The following is a 24,754-nucleotide window of genomic DNA, read 5'->3' on the forward strand; positions in this document are numbered from 1 at the left end:
CCAGCGACCGTCGCCTCCCCGGTGGGCTGCATCACCTCTGCCAGGCTGTGCGGCGAACCCCAGGAGGACCCCATGAGCCAGGACGACGGCTTCTACCGCGGCGACCCGCCGGTGCAGTCCACCCAGGGCGCCGTGCCCCCGCCGGCGTACGGGCCACCCCCGGCCTACGGCCCGCCGCCCGGCTACGGACCCCCGCCCGGCTACGGACCCCCGCCGGGCTACGGCCCACCCCCGGGCTACGGGCAGCCGGTCTTCGTGGTGCGGCGGCCGACGAACACCACCGCCATCCTGGCGCTGGTGTTCGCGTTCGTGTTCCCGCCGGTCGGGCTGGCCCTGGGCATCTCCGCCCGGCGCACGGTGCGGCACACCGGCGAGGAGGGCGACGGCCTGGCGCTGGCCGGCATCGTCGTCGGCTCGATCGGGACGGCGATGTACGCGCTGCTGCTCATCACCTGGGTCTGGGCCGTGGTGACCGTGGCCAGCTTCGGCCCCTGAGCACCGAGGTCGGGACAGGGGCCGAAGCCGGCGGGGCCTCAGTCCTCGGGCGGGGTGAAGCTCGAGGTGCGGCCCATGCCGGCGGCACGGCCCTTGCCGGCGATGACCAGGGCCATCTTGCGACTGGCCTCGTCGATCATCTCGTCGCCGAGCATCGCCGAGCCCTTCTTGCCACCGGCCTCGCTGGTCGCCCACTCGTAGGCGTCGAGGATCAGCTCGGCGTGGTCGTAGTCCTCCTGCGAGGGGGCGTAGATCTCGTTGGCCGCGTCGATCTGGCCCGGGTGCAGCACCCACTTGCCGTCGAACCCGAGCATCGCCGAGCGCTTGGCGACCTCCTCGAACGCGGGCACGTCGCGCACCTGCAGGAACGGCCCGTCGATGGCCTGCACGCCGCGGGCGCGGGCGGCCATGAGGATCTGCATGAGGATGTAGTGGAACGGGTCGCCCGGGTAGTCCGGGTGCAGCGCGCCCACGACCAGCGACTTCATGTTGATCGAGGCCATGAAGTCGGCCGGGCCGTAGATGATCGTCTCGATGCGCGGGCTGGCGAACGCGATCTGGTTGACGTTGATCAACCCCTGCGCGGTCTCGATCTGCGCCTCGATGCCGATCTTGCCGACCTCGAGGCCGTTGGCCTTCTCGATCTGGGTCAGCAGCATGTCCAGCGCCTGCACCTGACCGGCGTCCTGGACCTTCGGCAGCATGATGCAGTCGAGGTTCGCGCCGGCGCCGCCGACGACCTCGATGACGTCCTGGAAGGTCCACTCCGTCGTCCAGTCGTTCACCCGGACGGTGCGGATCTTCTCGCCCCAGCCGCCCTCGTTCAGGGCCGCGACGATGTTCTTGCGGGCGCCGGGCTTGGCCAGCGGCGCGCAGGCGTCCTCCAGGTCCAGGAACACCTGGTCCGCCGGGAGGCCCTTGGCCTTCTCCAGGAACCGGGGGTTGCTGCCCGGGACGGCGAGGTTGGAACGGCGGGATCGGAGCTCGGCCACGGTGCCTCCACGATCGACGATGGTTACCGGAGAGTAACCAAGGCTCGTCAGGTCAGCGGCTCGACCACCGTCGGGGGCCGCGACGCCCGGACGACGAGGGCCACCCCGACCACCACCAGCGCCATCCCCGGCAGTGCGAGCAGCGGCGGCAGCTGCTGCAGCAGCACCAGGGCGACCAGCAGGGCGCCGGGCACCTCGAGCAGGATGGCCAGCCCCACCACGGTCGGCCCCACCGTAGAGAGCACCAGGTTGAACAGGGTGTGGCCCAGCAGCTGCGCCACGACGGTGATGCCGGCGATCAGCCACCAGTCGCGGGCGCTGAACCCGGTCAGCGGCACCCCGACCGCCAGCGCGGCGACCGCCACCACGACCGCGCACGTCGAGTAGCAGACCACCGCGTAGGCCGACGTCGACAGCGTCTGCCGCGCCTTCGCCCCGGCCAGCACGTACCCGGCCGCCGCGATGGCCCCGAGCAGCGCCAGGCCGTCACCGGCCAGGGCGGTCCACGACACGGTGACGTCGACCCCAGCGATGAGCGCCACCCCGCCGACGGCGAGCACCAGCCCCCACCAGACCTGGGCGGGCAGCCGCACCCCCGACAGCCGCGCGGCCAGCGCCGTCCAGATCGGGGTCGTGGTGACCAGCGCGATCGACGCCGCGACCGTCGTCATCGACAGGCTCGGCAGCCAGGCCGCGAAGTGCCCGGCCAGGAAGAGCCCGCCGACCACCGAGCTGAGCAGGTCGCGCCAGCGCAGGCCGCGCGTGGCCGCCCGCTCCCGGGTGAGCAGCACCGGCAGCAGGGCCGCGGCGCCGGCGGCGTTGCGCCAGAAGGCGATGGCCAGCGCCGGGGCGGCGACCAGCGCGGTCATCGGCCCCGACAGCGAGACGCCGACGACCGCCACGGCCATGATCGCGACGTCCCGGCCGCCGGGCCGGTGCAGGGCCCATGCGTCGGTGGAGCTCATGCGGGCACGGCGATCGTGCCGCGCGAGACCGGGTGCACGTCGCCGGCCACGGTCGCCGCGACCACCCGGCCGCCCTGCACCGTGACCGTGCCGTCGAGCACAGAGGGCCGGAGCAGCGCAGCGCCCTGGTGCAGCCGGTAGGTCGTCGTCCCCTCCCCCACCAGGCCCTCGGCCGCGAGCCAGACGCCGGTGCCCAGGGCCGCGGACCCGGTGGCCGGGTCCTCCTCCCAGGCCAGGCCGCCGGCGAACACCCGCACGGTGTGCTCGCCGTCCGCACCCCGGGCCAGCACCGAGACCCCGCCGTCGACGTCGGGGAGCAGCGCCGCCAGCGCGCGGCGGTCGGGCACGGCGCGGTCGAGTGCGGCGGGGTGCACGTCGAGCTGGGCGAACTCCAGGCCGCAGCCGACCACGGGGGCCGGCCGGCCGGTGACGTCGCCGGGACCCAGCCCGACGGCGGCGGCGAGCGCCGCCGGGTCGGGGCCGGGGCGCATCTGCACCGGGCCGCCGGTGAGCCGGGCACCGGTGGCGGTGACCTCGACCGGGACGACGCCCGCGCCGCAGTCCTGCAGGACCGTGCCGGGGGTGAGCATGCCCAGGCGCACCAGCGTGTGCGCGGTGCCCACGCTGGGGTGCCCGGCGAAGGGCAGCTCGGTCTCGGTGGTGAAGATCCGCACCCGGTACCCGCCGTCGTCGACCGCGGTGACGAACGTGGTCTCCGACAGGTGGAACTCCCGCGCCAGCGCCTGGCACTGCTCGGTGGTCAGGTCCGCGGCGTCCAGGACGACGGCGAGCGGGTTGCCGGCGAAGGGCCGGGGGGCGAAGACGTCCACGACCTCGAAGCGCAGCACGGGCGCGACGGTAGCCTCCACCTCCGTGACCACGGCGACGCGAGCGTACGTCTCCCGCCTGGCGGGGTTGACCGTCTTCGACCCCGACGGCGACCGGGTCGGCAAGGTCCGCGACGCCGTGGTGGCCCTGCGCGTGGGGCCGGCCGCACCGCGGGTGCTCGGCCTGGTGCTCGAGGTGGTCGCCCGCAAGCGGATCTTCCTGCCGATGGGCCGGGTGACCCGCATCGACTCCGGCGCGGTGGTGCTGTCCACCGGCACCCTGAGCCTGCGGCACTTCGAGCAGCGCGCCGGCGAGACCCTCGTGCTCGGCCAGCTGCTCGACCGCCGGGTGCAGCTGCTGGAGGACGACCGGCCCGGGGTCGTCGTCGACGCCTCGATGGAGCAGATGCGCACCGGCGACTGGGCGCTCACCCGCCTGGCGGTGGCCGAGCCCGGCCGCTTCGGCCGCCGCGGCCAGCTGCACCAGGTGGCCTGGGACGAGGTCGAGGGGCTGGCCCTGGAGGCCACCGGGCAGAGCGCGGAGGCCCTGCTGGCCACCTACCGCGAGCTCAAGCCGGCCGACCTCGCCCACGCCCTGCAGGGCCTGCCGGCCAAGCGCCGCATGGAGGTCGCCGACGCCCTCGACGACGAGCGGCTGGCCGACGTGCTGGGCGAGCTGCCCGAGGACGAGCAGATCGCCATCCTCGGCACGCTGGAGGACGACCGCGCCGCCGACGTCCTGGAGGAGATGGACCCCGACGACGCCGCCGACCTGCTGGGCGAGCTGACCGACGTCGACCGCCTGCGGCTGTTGAGCCTGATGGAGCCCGACGAGGCCAAGTCGGTGCGCCAGCTGCTGGAGTACTCCGAGGACACCGCCGGCGGCATGATGACCAGCGAGCCGGTGGTCCTGGCCCCCGACGCCACGATCGCCGAGGCCCTGGCCCGGGTGCGCGCCGAGGAGATCACGCCCTCGCTGGCCAGCCAGGTGTACGTGTGCCGCCCGCCGTCGGCCACCCCCACCGGCCGCTACCTGGGCCTGGCGCACATCCAGCGGCTGCTGCGCGAGCCCCCGTTCACGCTGGTCTCCGGGGTGCTCGACGACCTCGAGCCGCTGCGCCCCGAGGCGCCGCTGGCCGAGATCACCCGCTACTTCGCCACCTACAACCTGGTGGCCGCCCCGGTGGTCGACGCAGCCGGCCGGCTGCTGGGGGCCGTGACCGTCGACGACGTCCTCGACGCGCTGCTGCCCACCGACTGGCGCAACCGGGACCGTCGTGGCTGAGCCGCGCGAGGTGCACCGTGGCTGACGACCGTCGAGCCGACGCCGACCGGCGGGCCGACCTGCAGCTGGACCAGCCCTCGGGCACGCGCAGCTTCGCCCAGTTCCTGAACTTCAACCCCGACGCGATCGGCTACTACGCCGAGAAGATCGCCCGGTTCCTGGGCACCGGCCGGTACCTGGCGATCCAGACGATCATCGTGATCATCTGGATCGCGATCAACGTCGTCTGGGTGTCGATGCGGTTCGACCCGTACCCGTTCATCCTGCTGAACCTGGCCTTCTCCACCCAGGCCGCCTACGCCGCGCCGCTGATCCTGCTGGCGCAGAACCGGCAGACCGACCGCGACAAGGTGCAGATCGAGGAGGACCGCGCGCGGGCCGCGCAGACCCGCGCCGACACCGAGTTCCTGGCCCGCGAGCTGGCCTCGCTGCGGGTCGCGATCGGCGAGCTGGCCACCCGCGACTTCATCTCCCGCGAGCTGGACCGGTTGGCCCCGCCCGACGACGACGCCGCCGCGCGCCGCAAGAAGGAGCGCAAGCGCAAGCGCGAGCAGCAGGCCCGGGACAACGCTCCCGACTGAGCTCAGCGCACGACGCGCAGCGTGCCCAGCGTCGGGTCGGCCGCGTAGGCGATCCGCACGCCGGCGTCGCGGGCGGCCAGCAGGGCGCTCAACGCCGCGGCGGTCACCCGCTCGCCGGGCGCCAGCACCGGGATGCCCGGCGGGTACGGGGCCACGAGCTCGGCCGACACCCCGCCCACCGCGGCGGCGAGCGGGACCGCGACGGCGTCGGCGAAGAACGCCGCCCGGGGGACGAGCACCTGCTCGGGCTCGACGCCGTAGACCGCTGCCCCCACCACCGGCCGGGGTGCCCCCCGGTGCCGCTGGACCGATGCCGCGACCGCCTCGGCGAACCGGCCCAGGGTGGCGTCGTCGTCGGCGAGCGACACGACGCCGACGAGCAGGTCGCGCTCGGCGGCCTCCACGGGCAGCCCGGCGGCGAGCAGGTCGCGCTCGACCGCGAGACCGTCGGCCCCGGTGCCCGGCAGCAGCAGCGTGAGCTTGAGCGGGTCGACGTGCGGCCCGTCGAGCACCACCGACCCGGGGACGGCGGCCAGCCGGTCGCGGGCCCGGCGCGTGGCCGCGATCGCCGTCCCGAGCAGGTCGGCGCCGTCGCGGGCCAGCAGCGCCCGGGCCGCGTCGGTGCTGGCCAGCACGGCACCGGCCGGACTGGTGGTGGCGGTGGCCTCGACGCCGGCGTCCAGCCGGGCCGGGTCGACCCGCTCGGTGCGGGCCAGCACGAGCGCGGCCTGGCTCCAGGCCGGCAGGGTCTTGTGCGCGCTGGTGACCAGCACGTCGGCGCCCAGCTGCAGGGCGTGCCGGGGCAGGTCGGGGTGGAACCCGGCGTGCGCGGCCCACGCGCCGTCCACCACCAGCGGGACGTCGTGGTCGTGCGCCGCCGCGGCCAGCCCCGCCACGTCGCCGACCGTGCCGACGTAGGAGGGGTCGCCCACGAACACCGCACGGGCCCGCGGGTGCTCGGCCAGGGCCCGGGCGACCGCGGCGGGTGGCACGCCCAGCGGCAGCCCGGTGGCCGGGTCGACGTCCGGCCGCACCCACACCGGGGTCAGCCCGGCCAGCACGAGACCGATCAGCAGCGAGCGGTGCAGGGTGCGGCTGACCACCACCTCGTCACCGGGTCGACCCACTGCCAGGGCGACGGCCTGGTTGGCGTGGGTGGCCCCGCCGACGGAGAACCGGCAGACGTCGGCGCCCCACAGCGCGACGGCGCGGGCCTCGGCGTCGGCCAGGACGCCGGCGGACAGCTTCATCGTGTCCAGCCCGGCGTACAGGGGGACGTCACCGGCCACGACGTCGCCGACGAGGTCGTGCCGCTGCTTGTGCCCGGGGATCGTGAACGGGGTGGGCGCCTGCTCCTGGAAGCGCAGCCAGGCGTCGAGCAGCGGGGCGTCGCCCCGCAGCCCGCGGGGGTCAGTGGCCACCGGCCAGCTCCGAGAGGTTCCGCAGCTGCTTGCGCATCATGACGAGGTCGCCCCAGCACAGTGCCCGGTCGACCGGCCGGGGCAGCCGCCGGACCCGCAGCACGCCGAGCAGCCGGCTGCCGACCGGTCCGGGGGTCACCACGTACCCGAGGACGACGTCGCCCAGCGCCCGCGACACCGGCCCACCGGGGGCCGCGAGGGTGACCTGCTCCCCCGGCCGCACCGACGCGATGCGGAACACCCCGGCCATCCGCTGGCCGACCTCCAGGTGCTCCAGGCCCGGCGTGAGCGTGCGCGGGCTGCGCCGGCCCAGGTTGTCGACCAGGTCGTAGCTGTAGGGCGCCGCCCGCAGCTGGCACACCCACCGCCAGGTCACCGCCGGCGGTGCCTCGACGTCCACCCCGCGCAGCCACCGGCCGGGGGCGTCGGGGGCCCGCTCGTCGGCGTCGTACCGACGGGCCACCTCGGCCGGGGTCACGCCCCACCGGTCGGGGCTCATGCGAAGTACAGGTGGTGGTGCAGCCGGCAGCCCGGGTTGAAGGCCGCGCCGCAGGAGGGGCACCCGTCGGCGTCGACGTAGTCGGTGACCGACAGCGTGCTCCGGCAGACCCCGCACACGACGGCGTGGGCGCCGCGGTCGTCGGCCGGCCACACCACGGCGGGGTGGTCGGCGCACGCGGCGTGGCACAGGTGGCAAGCCCAGAACGGGGTGCAGCAGGCGAACCGGATGGCCACGACGTCGAGCTCGGTGCGGTAGTGCTCGCAGCGGCTCTGCCCGTCGACCAGCCGTCCGCCCAGCTCGACCTCGGCCATGCGCCGACGGTAGATCACGCCAGCACGTGCACCAGTGCCCCGGTCGCCCCGGCCAGCAGGAGGACGACGACGAACGGCGCCCGCAGCGCCAGGGCGAGCGCGGCCACCGCGAGCCCGGCCAGCCGGCCGTCGACGACGAGCTGCGACCCCGACGTCGCGGCCTGGACGGCGACCAGCGCGGCCAGCAGCGCGGCCGGCACGAAGTCGACCACCCGGCGCACCACCGGGTGCTCCACCCACGCCGCCGGCACGCTGAGCCCGGCCAGCTTCAGCAGGTAGCAGCCCAGGCACGCAGCGAGCACCGCGAGCCAGGTGGCGCTCACCGCCGCCACCCCCCGGCCAGCGCCACGGCCACGACCGCGGCGATGACCTGGACCCCGGCCGGCACGAACGGCGTGAGCACCAGCGCGACCACCGCCCCGCCGAGGGCCACCCGCCGCTGCGCCGCCGGTTCGGCCTGCGTCTGGGGCACGGTCCGCTGCAGCCGCGGCCACAGCAGGGCCAGGAAGGCAGCCGGCACGACGGCGTCCAGGGCGGCCAGCCAGGGCCCGGTCAGCGCGTCGGCGCCCAGCGCACCCAGCAGGGTGGTGGCGTTCCAGCCCAGGAAGATCGAGCCCCCGCCGACGGTGAAGGCCAGCCGGGCGTTCTCCCGGTCGGGCGCGGCCAGGGCCAGCGCGGTCGACTCGTCGATCACCAGGTGCGCCGTGCCCAGTCGGCGCAGGCCCCTGCGCGGCTGCAGCAGCGGCACCAGCCGGACCCCGTACACGGTGTTGCGGGTCCCCAGCAGCACCGCGCTGCCGACGGCGGCGAGCACCCCGCCCCCGGCGCCGAGCACCCCCACGAGGGCGAACTGCGACGCCCCGGTGAACATGAGCAGCGACAGCGCGCAGGCCTGCCAGGCGTCGAGGCCGGCGGCCACCGCGGCCGCGCCGAACGCGGCGCCGTAGAGGCCGACGGCCACGCCGAGGCCGAGCGCGTCGCGGATCGTCGCCCGACGGGCGGCAGCGGCGTCGGTCACTGGGCCGACTCTAGGTCCGGCGCCGGACGTACAGTGGTCGGTGGTCTGCAGCGCGGGTCGCCGCCCCCACCGGGGCGCGGGCGACCGCGACGACGCGGACCCCCACCGATGCGAGGAGACACACCACCGCATGTCCGACACGCTGACCGGCACCCCGGCCGCCGACGCGGTCAACGCCGCCCTGGCCACGGTGCAGGACCCCGAGATCAACCGCCCGCTCCCCGAGCTGGGCATGATCAAGGAGGTCCGCATCGGCGCCGACGGCCTCGTCGAGGTCGACGTCTACCTCACCGTGTCGGGCTGCCCGATGCGCGAGACCATCACCAGCCGGGTGACCGAGGCCGTGTCCGGCGTCGCCGGCGTGACCGGCGTCAAGGTCGGCCTCGACGTCATGAACGACGAGCAGCGGGCCGAGCTGCGCAAGACCGTGCGCGGCACCGACGCCCCCGAGGCCGTCATCCCCTTCGCCCAGCCCGGCTCGTTGACCCGCGTCTACGCGGTCGCCTCCGGCAAGGGCGGCGTCGGCAAGTCCAGCGTCACGGTCAACCTCGCGGCCTCCCTGGCCAAGCGGGGGTTGAGCGTCGGCGTGGTCGACGCCGACATCTACGGCCACTCGGTGCCGCGCATGCTGGGCGTCGGCGACCTGCCCACCCAGGTCGACAACATGATCATGCCGCCGCAGAGCTACGGCGTGAAGGTCATCTCGATCGGCATGTTCACCCCGGGCAACACCCCGGTCGTGTGGCGCGGGCCGATGCTGCACCGCGCACTGCAGCAGTTCCTCGCCGACGTCTGGTGGGGCGACCTCGACGTCCTGCTCATGGACCTCCCCCCGGGCACCGGCGACGTCGCGATCTCGGTGGCCCAGCTGGTGCCCAACGCCGAGATCCTGGTCGTCACCACCCCGCAGCAGGCCGCCGCCGAGGTGGCCGAGCGCGCCGGGGCGATCGCCACGCAGACCCACCAGCAGGTGGTCGGCGTCGTGGAGAACATGTCGTGGCTCGAGCTGCCCGACGGCTCGCGCATGGAGCTGTTCGGCTCCGGCGGCGGCCAGGCGGTCTCCGACGCGCTGACCAAGACGCTGGGTGCGCGCGTGCCGCTGCTGGGCCAGATCCCGCTGGACACGCGGCTGCGCGAGGCCGGCGACGCGGGCGCCCCGATCGTGCTGGCCGAGCCCGACGCCCCGGCGGCGCAGGCGCTGGAGAAGATCGCCGAGGGCCTCGCCGTCCGCTCGCGCGGGCTGTCGGGCATGTCGCTGGGCCTCACCCCGGTCCGCCGGTAGGCAGAACGGGCCCTACGGCGCCGGCGTCAGGTGGCGTCGGTGTCGTAGGGGGCGGGTCGGGAACGGTCGCGGACGACCCGGACCGGCCGGGAGACCGCGGCCTGGGCCGGCGGGGTGTCGCCGTCACCCATGAGCTGGTCGCGGATGAACGTCTTCGGGTGGTACTTGCGCAGGTCGAGGTCGCGCAGCTGGTCGAAGTCGTCGCCCAGGCTGTCGTGCAGCTGGCCGCGCACCCCGGTGATCGCCTCGCGGGCCTTCTTCAACCCCTGCGCGGCGTCCCGGGCCAGGGTGGGCAGCCGGTCGGGCCCGAAGATGAACAGCGCTGCCAGCCCCAGGACGACGATCTCGCCCCAGCCGATCGAGTCGAACACCGGTCCCCTCCCCCTCAGGCCGTGGTGAGCGTGGCTTGCACCTGCGTGGACGATGATCCACCGCGCACCAGCTCGACGGTGACCGTGTCGCCGGGCCGCTTGCTGTCCACGGCCACCTGCAGCTCCTCCGAGCTGCCCACCGGGGCGCCGTCCACGGCGATGATGACGTCCTGCTCCTCGATGCCGGCCTCGGCGGCGGGGCTGCCGGGCTCGACGTTGACCACGAGGGCGCCGTCGCGGGTGCCGTCGGTGACCGAGCGGGCCTGCACCCCGAGCGAGGCGTGCACCGCCGTGCCCGTGCTGATCAGCTGCTCGGCGATGTCGCGGGCCTTGTCGACCGGGATGGCGAAGCCGAGGCCGACCGACCCACCGCTGGTGCTGGCGATCGCGGTGTTGATGCCGATGACCGCACCGGTGGCGTCGACCAGCGCACCGCCGGAGTTGCCCGGGTTGATGGGCGCGTCGGTCTGGATCGCGCTGATCACGGCGTTGGTGTCGCTGCCCTCGCCCGAGAGCCGCACCGGCCGGTCGAGTGCGCTGACGATGCCGCTGGTGACCGTGCCCGACAGCCCCAGGGGCGAGCCGATGGCCACCACGGGGTCGCCGACGACGACGTCGGTGCCGGTCGCCAGCGCCGCGGCCACCAGGCCGGGCTTCTCGACCTTGAGGACGGCGATGTCGCTGGCCGGGTCGCGCCCGACGATCTGGGCCGCCGAGCCGCTGCCGTCGGAGAAGATCGCCCGGATCTCGGCGCCGTCGACGTCGGCGGCGCCGGAGATGACGTGGTTGTTGGTGACGATGTAGCCGTTGTCGGCGTCGACCACCACGCCGGAGCCCGTGGCCCCGGACTCGCCGACCCGCACCTCGATGGACACCACGGCCGGGCTGACCTGCTCGGCGATGCCGGCCACCGAGCCGGGTTCGCGGGTGATGCCGGGCTCGACCTCCGACAGCCGGGTGTCGGCGGTGATCAGCGGCTGCTCGCTGGCGGTGCGGCCCAGGTACCAGCTCAGGGTGCCGCCCAGCGCCGCGACGAACAGCAGGGCCAGGACGGCGACCACCGCCACCGGCACGGACACGTCGGACAGCCGCAGGCGCCGGCGGCCCTTGCGGTCGACCACCACCGGCCCGGGCTGCTCGGACTCCTCGACGTACTCGGCGGGGCGGCCCAGGGAGGTGGGGGCGGCGGGGTCACGCCACGGGTCGTCGGCGGCGTCGGCCTTCCACCACGGCCCGCTGGAGGTGCGGCGGGGGCCGGGGCGACCGCCCGGGGGCAGGCCGAGACCGCTCTGGCCCTCGCGCGGGGCGAACGCCCGCAGCACGGCCTCCGGCGGCGGGGCCAGCGGCGGGCGCGGGCGGGCCAGGGGCCGCCCACCGGCGAAGGAACCCTCGACGTCGACGGGTCGGCCGAACGCGGCCTGCTGCTCGGGCGGCGGCGGCACCGGGCGGTTGCGCGGCCGCGGAGGCGACTGCGCGACGCGGTCGAACGAGCCGTCGGTGCCGGCCGGCCGGCCGAAGCCGCCGTCGGCGTCCTCGTCGTGCGGCTCGCCGGCCCGGTCGTCGGGCCGCTCGCTCAGGGGGTGCCGCCGGTCAGCTCGGCGCCGACCGTCACCGTGCGGACGACCGGGGGCACGACCTCGGTGCGCTCGCCGGGGACGGAGCCCACGGCGCCGGCGTCGGTGCGGGAGACCTGCGCCGACGGCGAGGAGGCGGGCAGGCTGACCGCGAGGGCGACGACCCCGGCCCCGATGCCGACCAGGCCGGCGGTCATGCCGCGGCGCAGCCAGCGGGCGTGGCCCGGCCGGTCCGGGGGCTCCTGCGGCGCGAGCGGGCTGAGCTGCTCGAAGAACACCGTGCCCGTGCCGCCGAACCCGCCGGAGGCGGAGACGTCGGCGGTGAACGGGATCGCCTGCAGCCGGCTCAGCAGGTCACCGGGGACGGCGACGTCGCGGCTGGTGTGCAGGGCCTCCTTGGCCTCGCGCTGGGCCTCGACCGCGAGCCGGCACTGCAGGCAGCCGGTCAGGTGGCGGGCCGCACGCCCTGCGGCGACGCCGGACAGCTCGCCGTCGACGAGCGCGGCGATGGCCTCCTGGGCGAGGTGGCTGGCTGGGATGTTCACCGGATGCCCTCCCCGATCGCGTCGGCGCGGCCGGGGGCGCCGGGCGCGAGGTGGGCGAGCGCCTCGCGCAGCTGGACCCGGCCGCGGTGGATGCGGCTGCGGACGGTGCCGAGCTTGATGCCGAGGGTCGCCGCGATCTCCTCGTAGGTGAGGCCCTCGATGTCGCAGAGCACCACCGCGACCCGGAACTCCGGCGACAGGGCGTCGAGCGCGGCCTGCACCTGGGGGTCGAGGTGGGTGTCGGTGTAGACCTGCTCGGGGCTCGGCGCGGTGCCCGGCAGGCGCTCGGTGTCCTCGGGCAGGGCGTCGAAGCGGATGCGCTGGCGACGACGCACCATGTCCAGGAACAGGTTCGTGGTGATGCGGTGCAGCCAGCCCTCGAACGTGCCCGGGGAGAACGTGGCCAGGGAGCGGAACACCCGGACGAACGTCTCCTGGGTGAGGTCCTCGGCGTCGTGCGCGTTGCCGGAGAGACGGTAGGCCAGCCGGTAGACCCGCGCGGAGTGGTCGCGGACGACCTGTTCCCAGGTCGGCGCCACCCAGACGTCGGTGGCGGCTTCGGCCCCGGGAGTCGTGGTCACGGGTCCAGGATCGCAGACCGCGACCGCGCCGACCTCCTGACGGGGGGTGGAGGACTCGGCGGGTGACTCGGACGAAGGACGCTTCAGGCGCACGTCCGGTCCAACGGACGACGAGGCACCCGGTGTTCCCGGAACCAGGGGTCACAGGGACCCCACAGGTGGGCCCCGCCCGCGGCTCGGTGCGCCGTCGGGCCCCCCGGGCCACTACCCTCGCCGGGTGACCAGCCCCGCCGGACCACCGCCCCCGGGCGCGCAGCCCGCCGACGCGGCGGCCTACGCGGACACCTTCGCCGCCGAGCCCCCCGCCGTCGCCGCAGCCCGCCACCGGGCCGAGGCCGCCGTCGACGCGCTGGGCACCGTGGCCCCCGTGGAGCCCGCGGTCGGCGCCACGCTCGCGGTGCTGGCGGCCGGTGTCGGGGCCCGCTCGGTCGTGACGATCGGTGGCGGTGGCGGGGTCGCGGGCCTCTGGCTGCTGCAGGGCATGCGCGCCGACGGCGTCCTCACCGCGCTGGACTCCGACCCCACCGAGCTGCGCGCCGCCCGCCGCACCTTCACCGACGCCGGGCTGCCCAGCGGCCGCACCCGGCTCATCTTCGGCACCCTCGTCGAGGTGCTGCCCCGGCTGTCACCGGGCGCCTACGACCTCGTCTGCTGCGCCGGCCCGCCCGCCGAGTACAGCAAGCAGCTGCCCGGTCTGCTGGACCTCGTGCGCGGCGGCGGCTCGCTGGTGCTGCACGGCATCAGCGCCTCGGCCGTCGGCGACCGCTCCCAGCGCGACCCGCAGACCGTCGCGTGGCGCGAGCTGGTGCGCACGCTGAAGGACGACGAGGACCTCGTCCGAGCGGTCATCCCCGTCGGCGCCGGCCTGCTCGTCGCCACCAAGCGCAGCTAGCCGAAGGCGTACCGGGCAAGCGGCGTCCACGGGCCGCCGTCGTAGCGCCACAGGCCCAGGCCCTCGGCGCGCACGCGGTAGGGCTCGAACCCGGCGGCGAGGTCGGCGTGCAGGGCGCGGGCGACCTCGGCGTCGACCTTGTTCTGCACCGTGACGTGCGGGTGCCTCCACTGCGCGTCCTGGCGGGTGAGCCACGGCGCCCAGCGACGGGCCAGGTCGCCGCGCAGCGAGGTGACGACCTCCGAGTGCAGGTCGTAGGCGACCCCGCGACCCAGGAACCGCAGACCGCTGACCTCGACGTCGAACGGCGGCCGGGCGGCCGCCGTCCCCAGGTCGGCCCGGACGACGTCCTCGTGCTCGCCCGGGACGGCGTGGAACAGCGTGACGTGCGCCTGCAGGTGGTTGCGGTCGGCCGGGAAGTGGCGCGACCGCAGGTCGTCGAACCGCTGCTGCGCCTCGTCGTCGAGCAGCAGCGTGACGACCAGCGGGCGCATCAGTCGACGATGGCGCGGGCGCCCTTGCCCAGCACGGTCACCCCGCCGGCGCTCACGTGGTAGCGGGCCCGGTCGGCCTCGTGGTCGACGCCGATGCGGGCGAAGGGCGGGACGACGACGTTCTTGTCCAGGATCGCCCGCCGCACGACCGCGCCCTCGCCGATGTGGACGCCGTCCATGAGCACGCTGTCCTCGACGTAGCTGGCGCTGTCGACCCGGACACCCGGGCTCACGACCGACCCGCGCACCGTGCCGCCGGCGACGATGACCCCGGCGCTGACCATGGAGTCCTCGGCTCGGCCGCCCAGCACGAACTTGGCCGGCGGCAGCTGCGGGGGCAGGGTGTAGATCGGCCAGCGGTCGTTGTACAGGTTGAAGATCGGCGACACCGAGCGCAGGTCCATGTGCGCGTCGAAGTAGCTGTCCATGGTCCCCACGTCGCGCCAGTAGCCGTGGTCGCGCTCGGTGGCCCCGGGCACCTTGTTGGTGGAGAAGTCGTAGACCCAGGCCTCGCCCTTGTCGGCGAGCATCGGCATGATCGACCCGCCCATGTCGTGCACCGAGGAGTCGTCCTCGGCATCGGCGCGCAGGGCCTCCAGCAGCGCCTCGGTGGTGAACACGTAGTTGCCCATGGAGGCGAAGCTCTCCTCGGGCGAGTCGGGCAGACCGGGCGGGTCGGCCGGCTTCTCCAGGAAGCTCTTGACCTTGCCCTCGGCGGTGGCGTCGATGACGCCGAACTCGGTGGCGTCGGCACGGGGCACGCGCAGGCCGGCGACCGTGACGCCGGCACCGGTCTGCAGGTGCTGGTCGATCATCTGCGCCGGGTCCATGCGGTAGACGTGGTCGGCGCCGAAGACGACGACGATCTCGGGCCGGGCGTCGTGGATGAGGTTCAGCGACTGGAAGATCGCGTCGGCGCTGCCGGTGAACCAGCGCGGGCCCAGGCGCTGCTGGGCGGGCACCGGGGTCACGTAGTTGCCGAGCAGGCTGCTCATGCGCCAGGTGGTGGTGATGTGCCGGTCGAGCGAGTGGCTCTTGTACTGCGTCAGCACCGCGATCTGCCGGATCTCGGCGTTGACCAGGTTGGACAGCACGAAGTCGACCAGGCGGTAGTTGCCGCCGAAGGGCACGGCCGGCTTGGCCCGGTCCTGGGTGAGCGGGGAGAGTCGCTTGCCCTCTCCGCCGGCGAGGACGATGCCGAGAACCCGCGGTTGGCCACGCATGTGGTGAAGGTAACGGTTGATCACGCCCCCTGCGTCACCGGACGGCGCGGCATCACCCGTACGCGGCACGAGGGCCCGGTCATGGGGGAAGCTGGTGGGGTGAAGCGCAGTCGTCCCTCCCCCCGAGGCCTGGCACGGGGCACGGCCATGGAGGCCGCCCGCCGGGCAGCCGACCTCGCCCTCGACCGCTGCCTGCACGACCTGCGGTCCACGATCGGGGCCGACCGGGCCCTCGTCGTGTTCCGCCTGCAGCGCGGCGGTGACGCCCTCGGTCTGGCCGGCGTCGACGTGGTCGTCGACGGCACGGTGCAGGTGCTCACCCCGGTCGGCGAGCGGCTGGCCGACTGGACGGCGCTGTACGGCGACCTGCTGGAGGCCGTGGGCCGCTGGACCGGGACCCTGTGCCCCGAGGGCCTGGTCGTGGCCCTCGACCGGCGCACCGCGGACATCGTCGGCTACCCCGGCGAGCACTGCGACCACTGGGACGGCGGCCCCGACCTCGCCGTCGAGTACCCCGCCCCCGACCCGTTCGCCGCCTTCGACGAGCCACCCTTCCCCGAGTGCTGCCCCGGCCACCGGGTGCACGCCGCGCTCGAGGCCCTGGGCACCCCGGTGCCCAGCGTCCGCGGCGACTTCGACTGCGACGACGACCCGCAGGACTGATCGGGCGCGGGCGCACTAGGTTCTGCCCATGCGCGTGGGAGTCGTCACCCGGGAATGGCCGCCGGACGTCTACGGGGGTGCCGGCGTCCACGTCGAGCACCTCGTGGCCGCGATGCGGGGGCTGGCGAACGGGCCCGAGCTCGACGTCCACTGCTTCGGCGGGCCGCGCGAGGACGCCACGGCGCACGCCGTCCCGGCCGGGCTCACCGAGGCCAACGGCGCCCTGCAGGCCGTCGGCGTCGACGTGGAGATCGCCGCGGCGCTCGGCTCGGCCGACGTCGTGCACTCCCACACCTGGTACGCCAACCACGCCGGGCAGTTGGCCGGCCTGGTGCACGGCATCCCGCACGTGGTCACCGCGCACTCCCTCGAGCCCCGCCGGCCCTGGAAGGCCGAGCAGCTGGGCGGTGGCTACCGGCTGTCGAGCTGGGTCGAGCGCACCGCCTACCTGGCCGCCGACGCCGTGATCGCGGTCAGCAACGGCATGCGCACCGACGTCCTGGACGCCTACCCCGAGCTCGACCCGGCGAAGGTGCTGGTCGTCGGCAACGGCGTCGACGCGGAGGCCTACCGGCCCGTGCACGACGACGACGTCGTCCGCTCCGTGGGCGTCGACCCCGACCGGCCCTACGCGCTGTTCGTCGGCCGGATCACCCGGCAGAAGGGCCTCGTCCACCTGCTGGCCGCGGCCGAGCAGCTGCCGCCCGAGGCCGGGCTCGTGCTGTGCGCCGGCGCCGCCGACACCCCGGCCGAGCGCCAGCAGGTGGCCGACGCCGTCGTCGAGCTGCAGCGCCGCCGCTCCGGGGTGGTGTGGATCGAGGAGATGCTGCCCCGGCACAAGCTGGTCCCGCTCATCACCGGCGCGACGGTGTTCGTCGTCCCCTCGGTCTACGAGCCGCTGGGCATCGTGAACCTCGAGGCCGCGGCCTGCGGCACCGCCGTCGTCGCCTCCGCGGTCGGCGGCATCCCCGAGGTCGTCGACGACGGCCGCACCGGGCTGCTCGTGCCCTACGACGAGCACGACCCGGCCGCGTTCGCCGCGGGCCTGGCGGCCCGGATGTCCGAGCTGCTCGCCGACCCCGACCGCGCCGCCGGCATGGGCGCCGCCGGCCGCGACCGGGTGCTCGCCGAGTTCGGCTGGCCGGCCATCGCCGAGCAGACCGTCGCGGTCTACGAGCGGGTCCTCGCCGCCCGGGACTGACCGGGCTGCCCGGGGCGTTGCCTGGGTCGTGGACATCGGACTCTCGCTGCTCGACCGCACCCGCACGCGGGTGGGCGAGACCGATGCCCAGGCCGTCGCGCACACCGTCGAGCGGGCGCGGCGGGCCGAGGCGCTGGGCTACGACCGGTTCTGGGTGGCCGAGCACCACGGCGTCCCCGGGGTGGCCGGGTCGGCGCCGGCGGTGCTGCTCGCCGTCCTGACCGGGGTGACCTCGCGCATCCGGCTGGGCTCGGCCGGCGTCATGCTGCCGCACCACCAGCCGCTGGTCGTCGCCGAGCAGTTCGCCACCCTCGCCGCGGTCGCGCCCGGGCGCATCGACCTCGGGGTGGGCCGCTCCCCCGGCTTCACCGCACCGGTGCGGCGGGCGCTGCGGCAGGCCGGCACCGACTTCGCCGCCGACCTCGGCGAGCTGCGGGCCCACCTCGAGGGCGCCGCCGAGATCACCGCCCACCCGCGGCCGGCGGCCGCCGTCCCGCTGTTCGTCCTCGCGACGGGTCAGGGGCTGCAGGTCGCCGCCGAGCTCGGCCTGCCGGTGGTCGTGGGCGGCCCGCTGCTGCGCGACCCCGAGGAGCCGCTGGACCGCTACCGGCAGGCGTTCCGGCCCTCGGCGCAGGCCCCGCAGCCATGGGTGGGCATCAGCCTCGACGTGCTGGTCGCCGACACCGCCGCGCAGGCCCGCGCCCTGGCCCTCCCCGAGGCCTGGGCGATGGCGCAGGCCCGCACCACCGGCACCTTCCCGCCGCTGCAGCCCGCCGGGCCCATGACGGCGGTGCAGCAGCGCTACGCCGACGAGACCCTGGCCGCCGCGGTCACCGGGACACCCGGCCAGGTCGCCGAGCAGCTGCACGACCTGCTGGCCCGCACCGACGCGGCCGAGCTGGTGGCCTCCTCCAGCACGCACGACCGCGGGGCGCTGGCCGAGTCCGACGCCGCGCTGGCCGAGCTGGTCAGCGGCGCAGCGACGCCCGCGCGCGGCTGAGCGCGGCGCCGTCGGCGGCCCGGACCACCGGGACGTCGCCCACCGACGCGACGGTGGGCCCGGCGGCGGTGACGTCGCGCAGCAGGATCTCGGCGACCCGGTCGGGGTGCGCGCGGGCGAACTCCTCGTAGAGCGCCGGGTCGTGCTCGCCGGTGTCGCCCACCAGCGTCCAGTCGACGCCGGGCAGGTCCTCGGCCAGCCGCAGCAGCGAGCTGCGCTTGTGCGCCTGCCCGTCGCGGAACCAGCGGTCGGGCTGCAGCCCCCAGTCGGTGAGCAGCAGGGCGCCGGGCGGGAAGCCGTTGCGCTCGAGGAACCGCGACAGCGGGCCGAGCAGGTTCCACGGCCCGTTGGACAGGTAGAGCACCGGCACGTGCTCGGCGCCGGCGGTGACCTCGCGCAGCAGGTCGGCCATGCCGGGCACCGCCCGCCGCGACCCGCTGCGCTGCACGAAGGTGCGGTACGCGGCCCGCAACGGGTGCGCGATGTCGGTGACCAGCACGGTGTCGTCGATGTCGCAGACCACGCCGCGGTGGGCGTCGGAGGACGCCAGGTGCACCGGCGCGGTCGCCCACCGCAGGCCGGTGCCCATGCGCGCCGACACCGTGGGCCGGCCCTCCAGCGGGCGGGCGGCCGGGAGCACGGCGTCCAGCAGGCCGTCGTCGTCACTGGTCAGCCGACGCCGGGTGCCGGCGACCTCGACGACGACCTCGGTGCGCGGCGCCTCCAGCGTCAGGAACCGCTGCCAGCCCGGGATCCGCAACCGTGACTCCGGGTGGGTGCCGGCCGGGGCCAGCAGCACGCGGCCGAGCACCCGCACCCGCCCGCCGCTGCCGTAGCCGGGGTAGGCGATCGCCACCGGCGTCCACCCGAAGGCGCGGGCCACCCGGGAGGCGAGGTCGCGCAGCCCGGTCTCGAACCGGTAGGCCGCCCCGACGACGCTCACCGGCAGAACTCCAGGACCGCCGCGGCGAACGCCTCGGGCGCGGAGAACACCAGCCCGTGCGGGCCGCCGGGCACCACCTGCAGCTGACCCCGGGGCAGCACGGCGGCGAGGTCCTCGCACCACTGCTGCCCGGCGACCGGGTCCCGGCTGCCGCGCAGCACGAGCGTGGGGACGTCGACCTCGCCCATCGCGTGCTCCTCGGGCCGGCGCAGTGCGTGCCGCAGCACCGCGACCATCGTCAGCGGACCGGCGCGCAGGTAGTCCCGCACCGCCACCGGCAGCAGCGCCGGGCGCTCGCGGGGCGCGTCGAGCAGCAGCCGCCACGCCTGCCCGACCCAGGTGGGGGCGCTGGGGTCGCGGGTGGGCCCGACGAGCACGAGGTGCTGCACCCGCCCCGGGCGCTGGCGCACCGCCGCGGCGACCACCTGCGCGCCGAGCGAGTGCCCGACCAGGTCCACCTCGTCGAGCCCGACGGCGTCCATCCATCGGTTGAGCGCGTCGGCCAGCCCGGCGATGCCCAGCGTGCGGCCCCGGCCGCGGGTGCGGCCGTAGCCGGGCAGGTCCGGCGCCAGCGTGCGGCGCTCGCGGGCGAGGACCCGCAGGGCCGGCAGCATCGAGCGGCCGGACATGCCCAACCCGTGCACGAGCACGAGGGGTCGCCCGGCGGTGCCGGCCTCGCGGTGGTGCACCCGCACGACGCGACCGGGACGCAGCCGCACGGGGGTCCACACGTCGTCCGGCACCAGCGCACCGTATGTCCTCCTACGGTGGACGGCATGGCGCGCGTCGTGGTGGTCGGGGCCGGGCTCGGCGGGTTGGCCGCAGCGGCCCGGACGGCGGCCGGCGGGCACCGGGTGACCGTGCTGGAGCAGGCCCCCGAGGTGGGCGGCAAGCTCGGGTGGGTCTCCCGCGACGGCCACGGCTTCGACACCGGCCCCTCCCTGGTCACGCTCCCCCAGGTCTTCGCCGACCTGTTCGCCGCGACCGGCGACCCGTTGGACGACGTCCTGGACCTCGTGCGGCTCGACCCGGCGGTGGCCTACCGCTTCGCCGACGGCACCCGGCTCGCCGTCCCCGGCACGCTCGACGGCGTGCGCTCGACGTTGGGCCCGGAGTGGTCGGCGTTCCTGGACCGGGCCGCCGAGATGTGGCGGGTCACCGAGCAGCCGTTCCTCCGCTCGCCGCTGCAGGGCGCCCGCACGCTGGCCCGGCTGGCCCGGTCGGTGGCCGACGTCCGCACCGTGGCGCCCTGGTCGTCGCTGCGGAGCCTCGGCGCTGCGTACCTCACCGACCCGCACCTGCGCATGCTGCTGGACCGGTACGCCACCTACTCGGGCTCGGACCCCCGGCTCGCCCCGGCTGCGCTGGCGACCGTGCCGTGGGTCGAGCAGGCCTTCGGGTCCTGGTACGTGCGCGGCGGGCTGCGCCGACTGCCGCTGGCCGTCGCCGACCGGGCCGTCGAGCGCGGGGCGGACATCAAGACGTCGACGCCGGTCACCCGGGTGCTCGTCGAGGGCGGCCGGGCGTGCGGCGTGCAGCTGGCCGACGGCGGGCGCATCGACGCCGACGTCGTGGTCTGCAACGCCGACGCCGCCGCCCTCTACGGCGACCTGCTGCCGCGCCGGGCGCCGGTGCGCAGCGCCCGCGCCTCGTTGGCCCGGGCGACGCCGTCGTCCTCGGGGTTCGTGCTGCTGCTCGCGCTGCGTGGTCGCACCCCCGACCTCGCCCACCACACCGTGCTGTTCCCGGCCGACTACGACGCCGAGTTCGACGACCTGTTCGCCCGCCCCCGCCCGCTGCGCGACCCCACCGTCTACGTGAGCGCGCCCGACGACCCGGCCACCCGACCCGACGCCGACAGCGAGTCCTGGTTCGTGCTGGTCAACGCCCCCCGGCAGGGCCAGGTCGACTGGGACGCCCCCGGGGTTGCCGAGACCCACGCCGACCACGTGCTGGACGTGCTGGCCCGCCGCGGGCTCGACGTCCGCGACCGGGTGCGCTGGCGCGAGGTGCGCACCCCGGCCGACCTCGAGCGGGCCACCGGCAGCGTCGGCGGTGCGATCTACGGGACGTCGTCCAACGGCGCCCGCGCCGCGTTCCTCCGCCCCGCCAACGCCTCGCCGCTGCCGGGGCTCTTCCTGGTCGGCGGCTCGTCGCACCCCGGCGGCGGGCTGCCGCTGGTCACCCTCTCCGCCGAGATCGTCGCCGGCCTGGTCGGCCCCGCCTAGCCGCGCGCGGCGCCCACGCCGAGCACCGCGGCCAGGCCGAGGGCGCTGCGCGGGGCGTAGGGCCCGCGCCACAGGCCCCCGTGCGCCGCGGCGTGCGCTTCGTCCTGCCACGGCTCCTCGTGCGCCGGACCGCCGCCGGTGTGCAGGTCGTGCACCAGCAGGGCGGCCATGAGCACGTTGGACGTCGCGGGCTCGAACACCTCGACGCCGAACCGGTGGGCGCCGGCGTAGGCAGCGGCCAGCGCGCGGTTCTTCACCACCGACCGGGTGCGGGTGGGCGGCGCGACGTTCATCGACACCGTCGTCCCGGCCGCCCGTGCGGTGGTGGCCCGCCAGCGCTGCAACCGCTTGGCCAGTGCGTAGTTGGGGCCCTGCTGCGGCACCAGGCTGTCGGCGATCCCCGGCCCGGTGGCGTCCTTCGGGTACGCCCGCTGCAGCAGCCGGCCGGCGGTGACGGTGCGCAGGGGTCGGCCCAGCAGCTTGGCCACCTGCCCGCGGCCGGCGTACGCGGCCTGCGAGGCGGCGACCGCCTCCTCCGGGACGACGAACACGTCGGTCGGCGTGGCCAGGAAGGCCAGCGCGAGGTCGGGTCGCTGCCCCTGCAACCGCAGCGTGAGGGCGTCGACCGCCGTCGACACCCGCACGTTGGTGGCGCCGTCGGCGTAGACGTAGTTGCCGAGCACAGGGACGCCGTCGAGCCCGCCGAGCCAGTCGGCCACCGCGGGCACGTCGCCGATGAGGTCGGCCCCACGGACGTCGTCCCGGGTGGGCAGCAGCAAGGTGCCTGCGCCCCGGCGGGCGGTGTCGAGCACCCGCTCCCACAGCGGCGGGCGCGGCAGGTCGACCGCGGCGACGGTGGCGCCCCAGCGCAGCAGCGCGGTCAGCGGCCCCATCTCGGCCCCGGCGCCGAGCACCGCGACGGTGCGACCGGGCAGCGCCAACCATTCGGGGTGCGCGGCCACCGCGGCGACGGCGTCGGCGCAGCTGGGCTCGACCACGCCCCGGGCCACCCAGTCCTCGAGCTGCGCCGACAGCTCCGCCCCGCGCAGACGACGGCCGCGGAAGGGCAGCGTCAGCTCGCGCTCGGGCTCACCCTCCCCGGTGACCGTCTCGGTGGTCAGCGATCCCGACGGTGCGGCGCTGCGCAGGTGGGCGAGCTCCACCTCGGCCCCGTCGACCACCACCCGCATCTGCCGGTGCACCGAGGCGAGCCCGGCCTCGGCGACGGCCAGTGCCCCGGTCCGGGACCCGACCACGGCCTCGGTGGTGCGCCGCACGTGCGCCAGGTAGCCGGTCCGCCAGTTCGTCTCGCGCTCGGCGGCCCGCGCCCCGGTGGGGTCCACGGGCGCCAACGCGTCGGCCACGACCGTGCGGCCGACGGCGCCGGTGCTGCGCCGTCCGTCGGGTCCGGCGGGGAAGACGACGCCGTGCTGCTGCTCGCTCACCCCGCGAGCATGCCGCACCGTGCGGGCCGGGGGGACCCGGCCCGCACGGATGGGGTCAGCGCTCGTCGCCGCCGGACCCGATGCGGTCGTCGGCGGCATCGCGCCCCTTCTGGACCTGGTCGGCGTGCCCGCCCGCCTTGCCCTCGGCGAACGCAGCACCCTTGTCCAGGGCGCCGTCGCTGGCCTGCTCGCCCTTGTCGCTGTCCAGGAAGTCCTTGGCCTTGTCGCCCAGTCCTGCCATGGTGTCGCCTCCTCGCCGCCCGCCGCAGCGGTGCGATCCGGTCACGCCTGGTGGCGCGGCTCCGGGGGGACCGTGCCCGCTGCCGGGGGGCTCGACACCCCGGACCCGAGCCAGCGCAGCAGGGTGCGGACGGCGAAGCCCGTGCCGCCCTTGGTCGTCTCGGCGTGGTCGCCGCCGGCGCGGGCCGGGCCGGCGATGTCCAGGTGCGCCCAGGGCAGACCGCCGGTGAAGGGCTGCAGGAAGAGCGCAGCGGTGGTCGCACCCGGCTTGCCGGGGCTGTTGTTGGCGTCGGCGACCGGGCTGTCGAGCTGCTCGCGCAGGTGGGCGACGTGGTCGTCGGTGAGCGGCATGCGCCACCACGGTTCGCCGGCCGCCTCCCCCGCCGCGAGCAGCGCCGACGCCAGGTGGTCGTCGGTGGCGAACAGGGCGCCGGTGCGGGCGCCCAGCGCCGTGCGGGCGGCACCGGTGAGGGTCGCGACGTCGACGAGCAGGTCGGCGCCGAGCGCGAGGCGGGCGTGGGCGAGGGCGTCGGCGAGCACGAGCCGGCCCTCGGCGTCGGTGCTGCGCACCTCGGTGGTGCGGCCGCCGACGTGGGTGAGCACGTCACCGGGTCGGTAGGCCGCGCCGGACACCGCGTTCTCGGCCAGCGGCACCAGCGCGGTGACGTGCACCGGCAGACCCAGCCGGGCGACGGCGTCGATGACCGCCAGCACCGCTGCCCCGCCGGCCATGTCGGTGTGCATCTGCCGCATGCCTGCGGTCGTCTTGACCGAGACGCCGCCGGTGTCGAACGTGATCCCCTTGCCCACCAGCACGACGTGCGGGCCGGCGGTGACCTCGGGCAGGTGCTCGGCGACCACGAGCCGGGGCGGGCTGTCCGACCCGCCGCCGACGGCCAGCAGGCCGCCGAAGCCGGCTGCCCGCAGCTGCCGCGGGCCCAGCACGGTGGTGCGCACCCGGTCGTGCACGGCGAACCGCTCGACCGCCTGCGCGGCGAGCCAGTCGGGGTCGGCGGTGTCCGGCGGGGTCTGCACCAGGTCGCGGGCCCACACGACGGCCGCCGCGGTCACCAGCCCGCGGTGCAGGGCGTCGACGGCGGCGGGCTCGGCGGTGGGGACCACCAGCACGACGCGGGTCAACCGCGGCGGGTGCGGGGTCGACGTGCGGCGGTACCGGTAGCCGGCCAGCAGCACCGCCTCGGCGGCCACCCGGACGAGCTCGGGGTCGGCGCCGGGCGGCAGGGGCAGCACGAGCCGGGTGGCGCCGTGCTCGGCGAGGGTCTGCGCGCGGCGCACGGCCACCGCGACGTAGCTGCGCAGGTGCGCGGGGGTGGCGTCGCCGACCCCGACGGCCACGAGCGAACGGGGTCGCCGGCCCGGGACCGGCAAGTTGGTGATGCCGCCAGGCCGGCCGCCGTTGCCGGTGTCGGCCAGCGCGCCGCCCACCCACTCGGGGTCCAGGTCGGCGGCGGCCAGCCACGACGGCAGCGCCCCGCGGGCGCCCACCGGCACCGCGAGGACGTCGTCCTCGGTCAGCTCGGGCAGCGACGTCGCCAGCTTGACCCGCGGGTGCGGGGCCGTCGGGTGCGCAGCCGTCGGGTGCTTCGCCGTCGGATGCACAGCGGCCCCGGTCACCGGCGTGCTGCCGGCGGCCGGGGCCGTCTGTCGTCCTGCC

The 24,754-nt window shown here is 75.9% G+C and carries 28 protein-coding genes; 9 read left to right on the top strand and 19 right to left on the bottom strand.

Annotated features, from left to right (window positions below; all coding sequences use genetic code 11):
* The first annotated feature begins 72 nt into the window (after positions 1-72).
* Positions 73-495 (top strand): DUF4190 domain-containing protein, encoded by a 423-nt coding sequence (locus BLP29_RS00960; protein ID WP_092798966.1) that lies wholly within the window; start codon positions 73-75, stop codon positions 493-495.
* A 38-nt stretch (positions 496-533) separates the two neighbouring features.
* On the opposite strand, the gene BLP29_RS00965 is transcribed toward BLP29_RS00960, so the two are convergent.
* Genes BLP29_RS00965 through BLP29_RS00975 form a run of 3 tightly spaced genes read right to left on the bottom strand, consistent with a single transcriptional unit; the run spans position 534 to position 3,300 of the window.
* Entirely contained in the window at positions 534-1,487 is a 954-nt protein-coding gene (locus tag BLP29_RS00965; RefSeq protein ID WP_092798968.1) for an HpcH/HpaI aldolase/citrate lyase family protein, read from the bottom strand.
* 47 nt (positions 1,488-1,534) lie between these two features.
* Positions 1,535-2,452, bottom strand: coding sequence for a DMT family transporter (locus BLP29_RS00970; RefSeq protein WP_243469602.1), 918 nt, complete (start codon positions 2,450-2,452; stop codon positions 1,535-1,537).
* On the bottom strand, positions 2,449-3,300 hold the full coding sequence (locus tag BLP29_RS00975; protein ID WP_243469603.1) for a PhzF family phenazine biosynthesis protein: 852 nt from the start codon (positions 3,298-3,300) through the stop codon (positions 2,449-2,451). The genes BLP29_RS00970 and BLP29_RS00975 overlap by 4 nt, the downstream gene beginning before the upstream one ends.
* Positions 3,301-3,325: 25 nt before the next feature.
* Here BLP29_RS00975 and BLP29_RS00980 point away from each other — a divergent pair, with 25 nt between their 5' ends.
* The gene (locus tag BLP29_RS00980; protein WP_092798970.1) at positions 3,326-4,564 is read left to right on the top strand and encodes a magnesium transporter MgtE N-terminal domain-containing protein; all 1,239 of its coding nucleotides are present in this window, start codon (positions 3,326-3,328) and stop codon (positions 4,562-4,564) included.
* 17 nt (positions 4,565-4,581) lie between these two features.
* A complete protein-coding gene (locus BLP29_RS00985; protein WP_207798245.1) occupies positions 4,582-5,145 on the top strand; it encodes a DUF1003 domain-containing protein in 564 nt (187 codons plus the stop codon).
* A gap of 2 nt (positions 5,146-5,147) precedes the next feature.
* Here BLP29_RS00985 and BLP29_RS00990 read toward each other — a convergent pair whose 3' ends face one another.
* The 5 genes from BLP29_RS00990 to BLP29_RS01010 are packed head-to-tail and all read right to left on the bottom strand — an operon-like array spanning position 5,148 to position 8,397.
* Complete coding sequence (locus BLP29_RS00990; RefSeq protein WP_092798972.1) at positions 5,148-6,566, bottom strand: aminotransferase class I/II-fold pyridoxal phosphate-dependent enzyme; 1,419 nt, start codon at positions 6,564-6,566, stop codon at positions 5,148-5,150.
* Positions 6,556-7,065: a hypothetical protein gene (locus tag BLP29_RS00995; protein ID WP_092798974.1), complete on the bottom strand. Its 510-nt coding sequence runs from the start codon at positions 7,063-7,065 to the stop codon at positions 6,556-6,558. Before BLP29_RS00995 ends, BLP29_RS00990 begins: the two co-directional genes overlap by 11 nt.
* Positions 7,062-7,379: a CHY zinc finger protein gene (locus BLP29_RS01000; RefSeq protein WP_092800561.1), complete on the bottom strand. Its 318-nt coding sequence runs from the start codon at positions 7,377-7,379 to the stop codon at positions 7,062-7,064. The genes BLP29_RS00995 and BLP29_RS01000 overlap by 4 nt, the downstream gene beginning before the upstream one ends.
* A gap of 14 nt (positions 7,380-7,393) precedes the next feature.
* A complete protein-coding gene (locus BLP29_RS01005; RefSeq protein ID WP_092800563.1) occupies positions 7,394-7,702 on the bottom strand; it encodes an AzlD domain-containing protein in 309 nt (102 codons plus the stop codon).
* Complete coding sequence (locus BLP29_RS01010) at positions 7,699-8,397, bottom strand: AzlC family ABC transporter permease (RefSeq protein WP_243469604.1); 699 nt, start codon at positions 8,395-8,397, stop codon at positions 7,699-7,701. The genes BLP29_RS01005 and BLP29_RS01010 overlap by 4 nt, the downstream gene beginning before the upstream one ends.
* A 130-nt stretch (positions 8,398-8,527) precedes the next feature.
* On the opposite strand from BLP29_RS01010, the gene BLP29_RS01015 reads away from it, so the two are divergent.
* Positions 8,528-9,679, top strand: coding sequence for an Mrp/NBP35 family ATP-binding protein (locus BLP29_RS01015; RefSeq protein ID WP_092798976.1), 1,152 nt, complete (start codon positions 8,528-8,530; stop codon positions 9,677-9,679).
* A 26-nt stretch (positions 9,680-9,705) separates the two neighbouring features.
* On the opposite strand, the gene BLP29_RS01020 is transcribed toward BLP29_RS01015, so the two are convergent.
* The 4 genes from BLP29_RS01020 to sigE form a co-directional block, all read right to left on the bottom strand.
* The gene (locus BLP29_RS01020; RefSeq protein ID WP_092798978.1) at positions 9,706-10,050 is read right to left on the bottom strand and encodes a twin-arginine translocase TatA/TatE family subunit; all 345 of its coding nucleotides are present in this window, start codon (positions 10,048-10,050) and stop codon (positions 9,706-9,708) included.
* A gap of 14 nt (positions 10,051-10,064) precedes the next feature.
* Positions 10,065-11,492, bottom strand: coding sequence for a S1C family serine protease (locus BLP29_RS01025; RefSeq protein WP_243469605.1), 1,428 nt, complete (start codon positions 11,490-11,492; stop codon positions 10,065-10,067).
* A gap of 131 nt (positions 11,493-11,623) precedes the next feature.
* Positions 11,624-12,169, bottom strand: a complete 546-nt coding sequence (locus BLP29_RS01030; RefSeq protein ID WP_092798982.1) for an anti-sigma factor family protein — start codon at positions 12,167-12,169, stop codon at positions 11,624-11,626.
* On the bottom strand, positions 12,166-12,750 hold the full coding sequence (sigE, locus tag BLP29_RS01035) for an RNA polymerase sigma factor SigE (RefSeq protein ID WP_092798984.1): 585 nt from the start codon (positions 12,748-12,750) through the stop codon (positions 12,166-12,168). The genes BLP29_RS01030 and sigE overlap by 4 nt, the downstream gene beginning before the upstream one ends.
* A gap of 217 nt (positions 12,751-12,967) precedes the next feature.
* On the opposite strand from sigE, the gene BLP29_RS01040 reads away from it, so the two are divergent.
* A complete protein-coding gene (locus tag BLP29_RS01040) occupies positions 12,968-13,642 on the top strand; it encodes an O-methyltransferase (protein ID WP_092798986.1) in 675 nt (224 codons plus the stop codon).
* On the opposite strand, the gene BLP29_RS01045 is transcribed toward BLP29_RS01040, so the two are convergent.
* Both BLP29_RS01045 and glgC read right to left on the bottom strand, forming a co-directional pair.
* Positions 13,639-14,136: a 2'-5' RNA ligase family protein gene (locus BLP29_RS01045; protein WP_092798988.1), complete on the bottom strand. Its 498-nt coding sequence runs from the start codon at positions 14,134-14,136 to the stop codon at positions 13,639-13,641. The genes BLP29_RS01040 and BLP29_RS01045 overlap by 4 nt on opposite strands.
* Positions 14,136-15,359 (bottom strand): glucose-1-phosphate adenylyltransferase, encoded by a 1,224-nt coding sequence (gene glgC, locus BLP29_RS01050; protein ID WP_092798990.1) that lies wholly within the window; start codon positions 15,357-15,359, stop codon positions 14,136-14,138. Before glgC ends, BLP29_RS01045 begins: the two co-directional genes overlap by 1 nt.
* Before the next feature lie 99 nt (positions 15,360-15,458).
* Here glgC and BLP29_RS01055 point away from each other — a divergent pair, with 99 nt between their 5' ends.
* From BLP29_RS01055 to BLP29_RS01065, 3 genes are read left to right on the top strand one after another with little or no spacing between them, the layout of a single operon-like run.
* Positions 15,459-16,022 (top strand): hypothetical protein, encoded by a 564-nt coding sequence (locus BLP29_RS01055; protein WP_133378950.1) that lies wholly within the window; start codon positions 15,459-15,461, stop codon positions 16,020-16,022.
* Positions 16,023-16,050: 28 nt separating this feature from the next.
* Positions 16,051-17,223, top strand: coding sequence for a glycogen synthase (glgA, locus tag BLP29_RS01060; RefSeq protein WP_092798994.1), 1,173 nt, complete (start codon positions 16,051-16,053; stop codon positions 17,221-17,223).
* Between the two features lie 28 nt (positions 17,224-17,251).
* The gene (locus tag BLP29_RS01065) at positions 17,252-18,223 is read left to right on the top strand and encodes an MsnO8 family LLM class oxidoreductase (protein WP_243469606.1); all 972 of its coding nucleotides are present in this window, start codon (positions 17,252-17,254) and stop codon (positions 18,221-18,223) included.
* Here BLP29_RS01065 and BLP29_RS01070 read toward each other — a convergent pair.
* Together BLP29_RS01070 and BLP29_RS01075 are read right to left on the bottom strand one after the other, a co-directional pair.
* Entirely contained in the window at positions 18,192-19,166 is a 975-nt protein-coding gene (locus tag BLP29_RS01070; protein ID WP_092798996.1) for an App1 family protein, read from the bottom strand. The two genes, BLP29_RS01065 and BLP29_RS01070, sit on opposite strands and share 32 nt — an antisense overlap.
* Positions 19,163-19,909, bottom strand: a complete 747-nt coding sequence (locus BLP29_RS01075; RefSeq protein ID WP_092798998.1) for an alpha/beta fold hydrolase — start codon at positions 19,907-19,909, stop codon at positions 19,163-19,165. The genes BLP29_RS01070 and BLP29_RS01075 overlap by 4 nt, the downstream gene beginning before the upstream one ends.
* A 33-nt stretch (positions 19,910-19,942) precedes the next feature.
* Here BLP29_RS01075 and BLP29_RS01080 point away from each other — a divergent pair, with 33 nt between their 5' ends.
* Complete coding sequence (locus BLP29_RS01080; protein WP_092800572.1) at positions 19,943-21,394, top strand: phytoene desaturase family protein; 1,452 nt, start codon at positions 19,943-19,945, stop codon at positions 21,392-21,394.
* Here BLP29_RS01080 and BLP29_RS01085 read toward each other — a convergent pair.
* The 3 genes from BLP29_RS01085 to BLP29_RS01095 are packed head-to-tail and all read right to left on the bottom strand — an operon-like array spanning position 21,391 to position 24,714.
* Positions 21,391-22,839, bottom strand: coding sequence for a hypothetical protein (locus BLP29_RS01085; protein ID WP_092799000.1), 1,449 nt, complete (start codon positions 22,837-22,839; stop codon positions 21,391-21,393). The genes BLP29_RS01080 and BLP29_RS01085 overlap by 4 nt on opposite strands.
* Positions 22,840-22,894: 55 nt before the next feature.
* A complete protein-coding gene (locus tag BLP29_RS01090; protein WP_092799002.1) occupies positions 22,895-23,080 on the bottom strand; it encodes an Rv0909 family putative TA system antitoxin in 186 nt (61 codons plus the stop codon).
* A gap of 41 nt (positions 23,081-23,121) precedes the next feature.
* Positions 23,122-24,714 (bottom strand): leucyl aminopeptidase family protein, encoded by a 1,593-nt coding sequence (locus tag BLP29_RS01095; RefSeq protein ID WP_243469607.1) that lies wholly within the window; start codon positions 24,712-24,714, stop codon positions 23,122-23,124.
* Between the last annotated feature and the right edge of the window lie 40 nt (positions 24,715-24,754).

Source organism: Klenkia marina (assembly GCF_900101025.1).
Classification (GTDB): Bacteria; Actinomycetota; Actinomycetes; order Mycobacteriales; family Geodermatophilaceae; genus Klenkia; species Klenkia marina.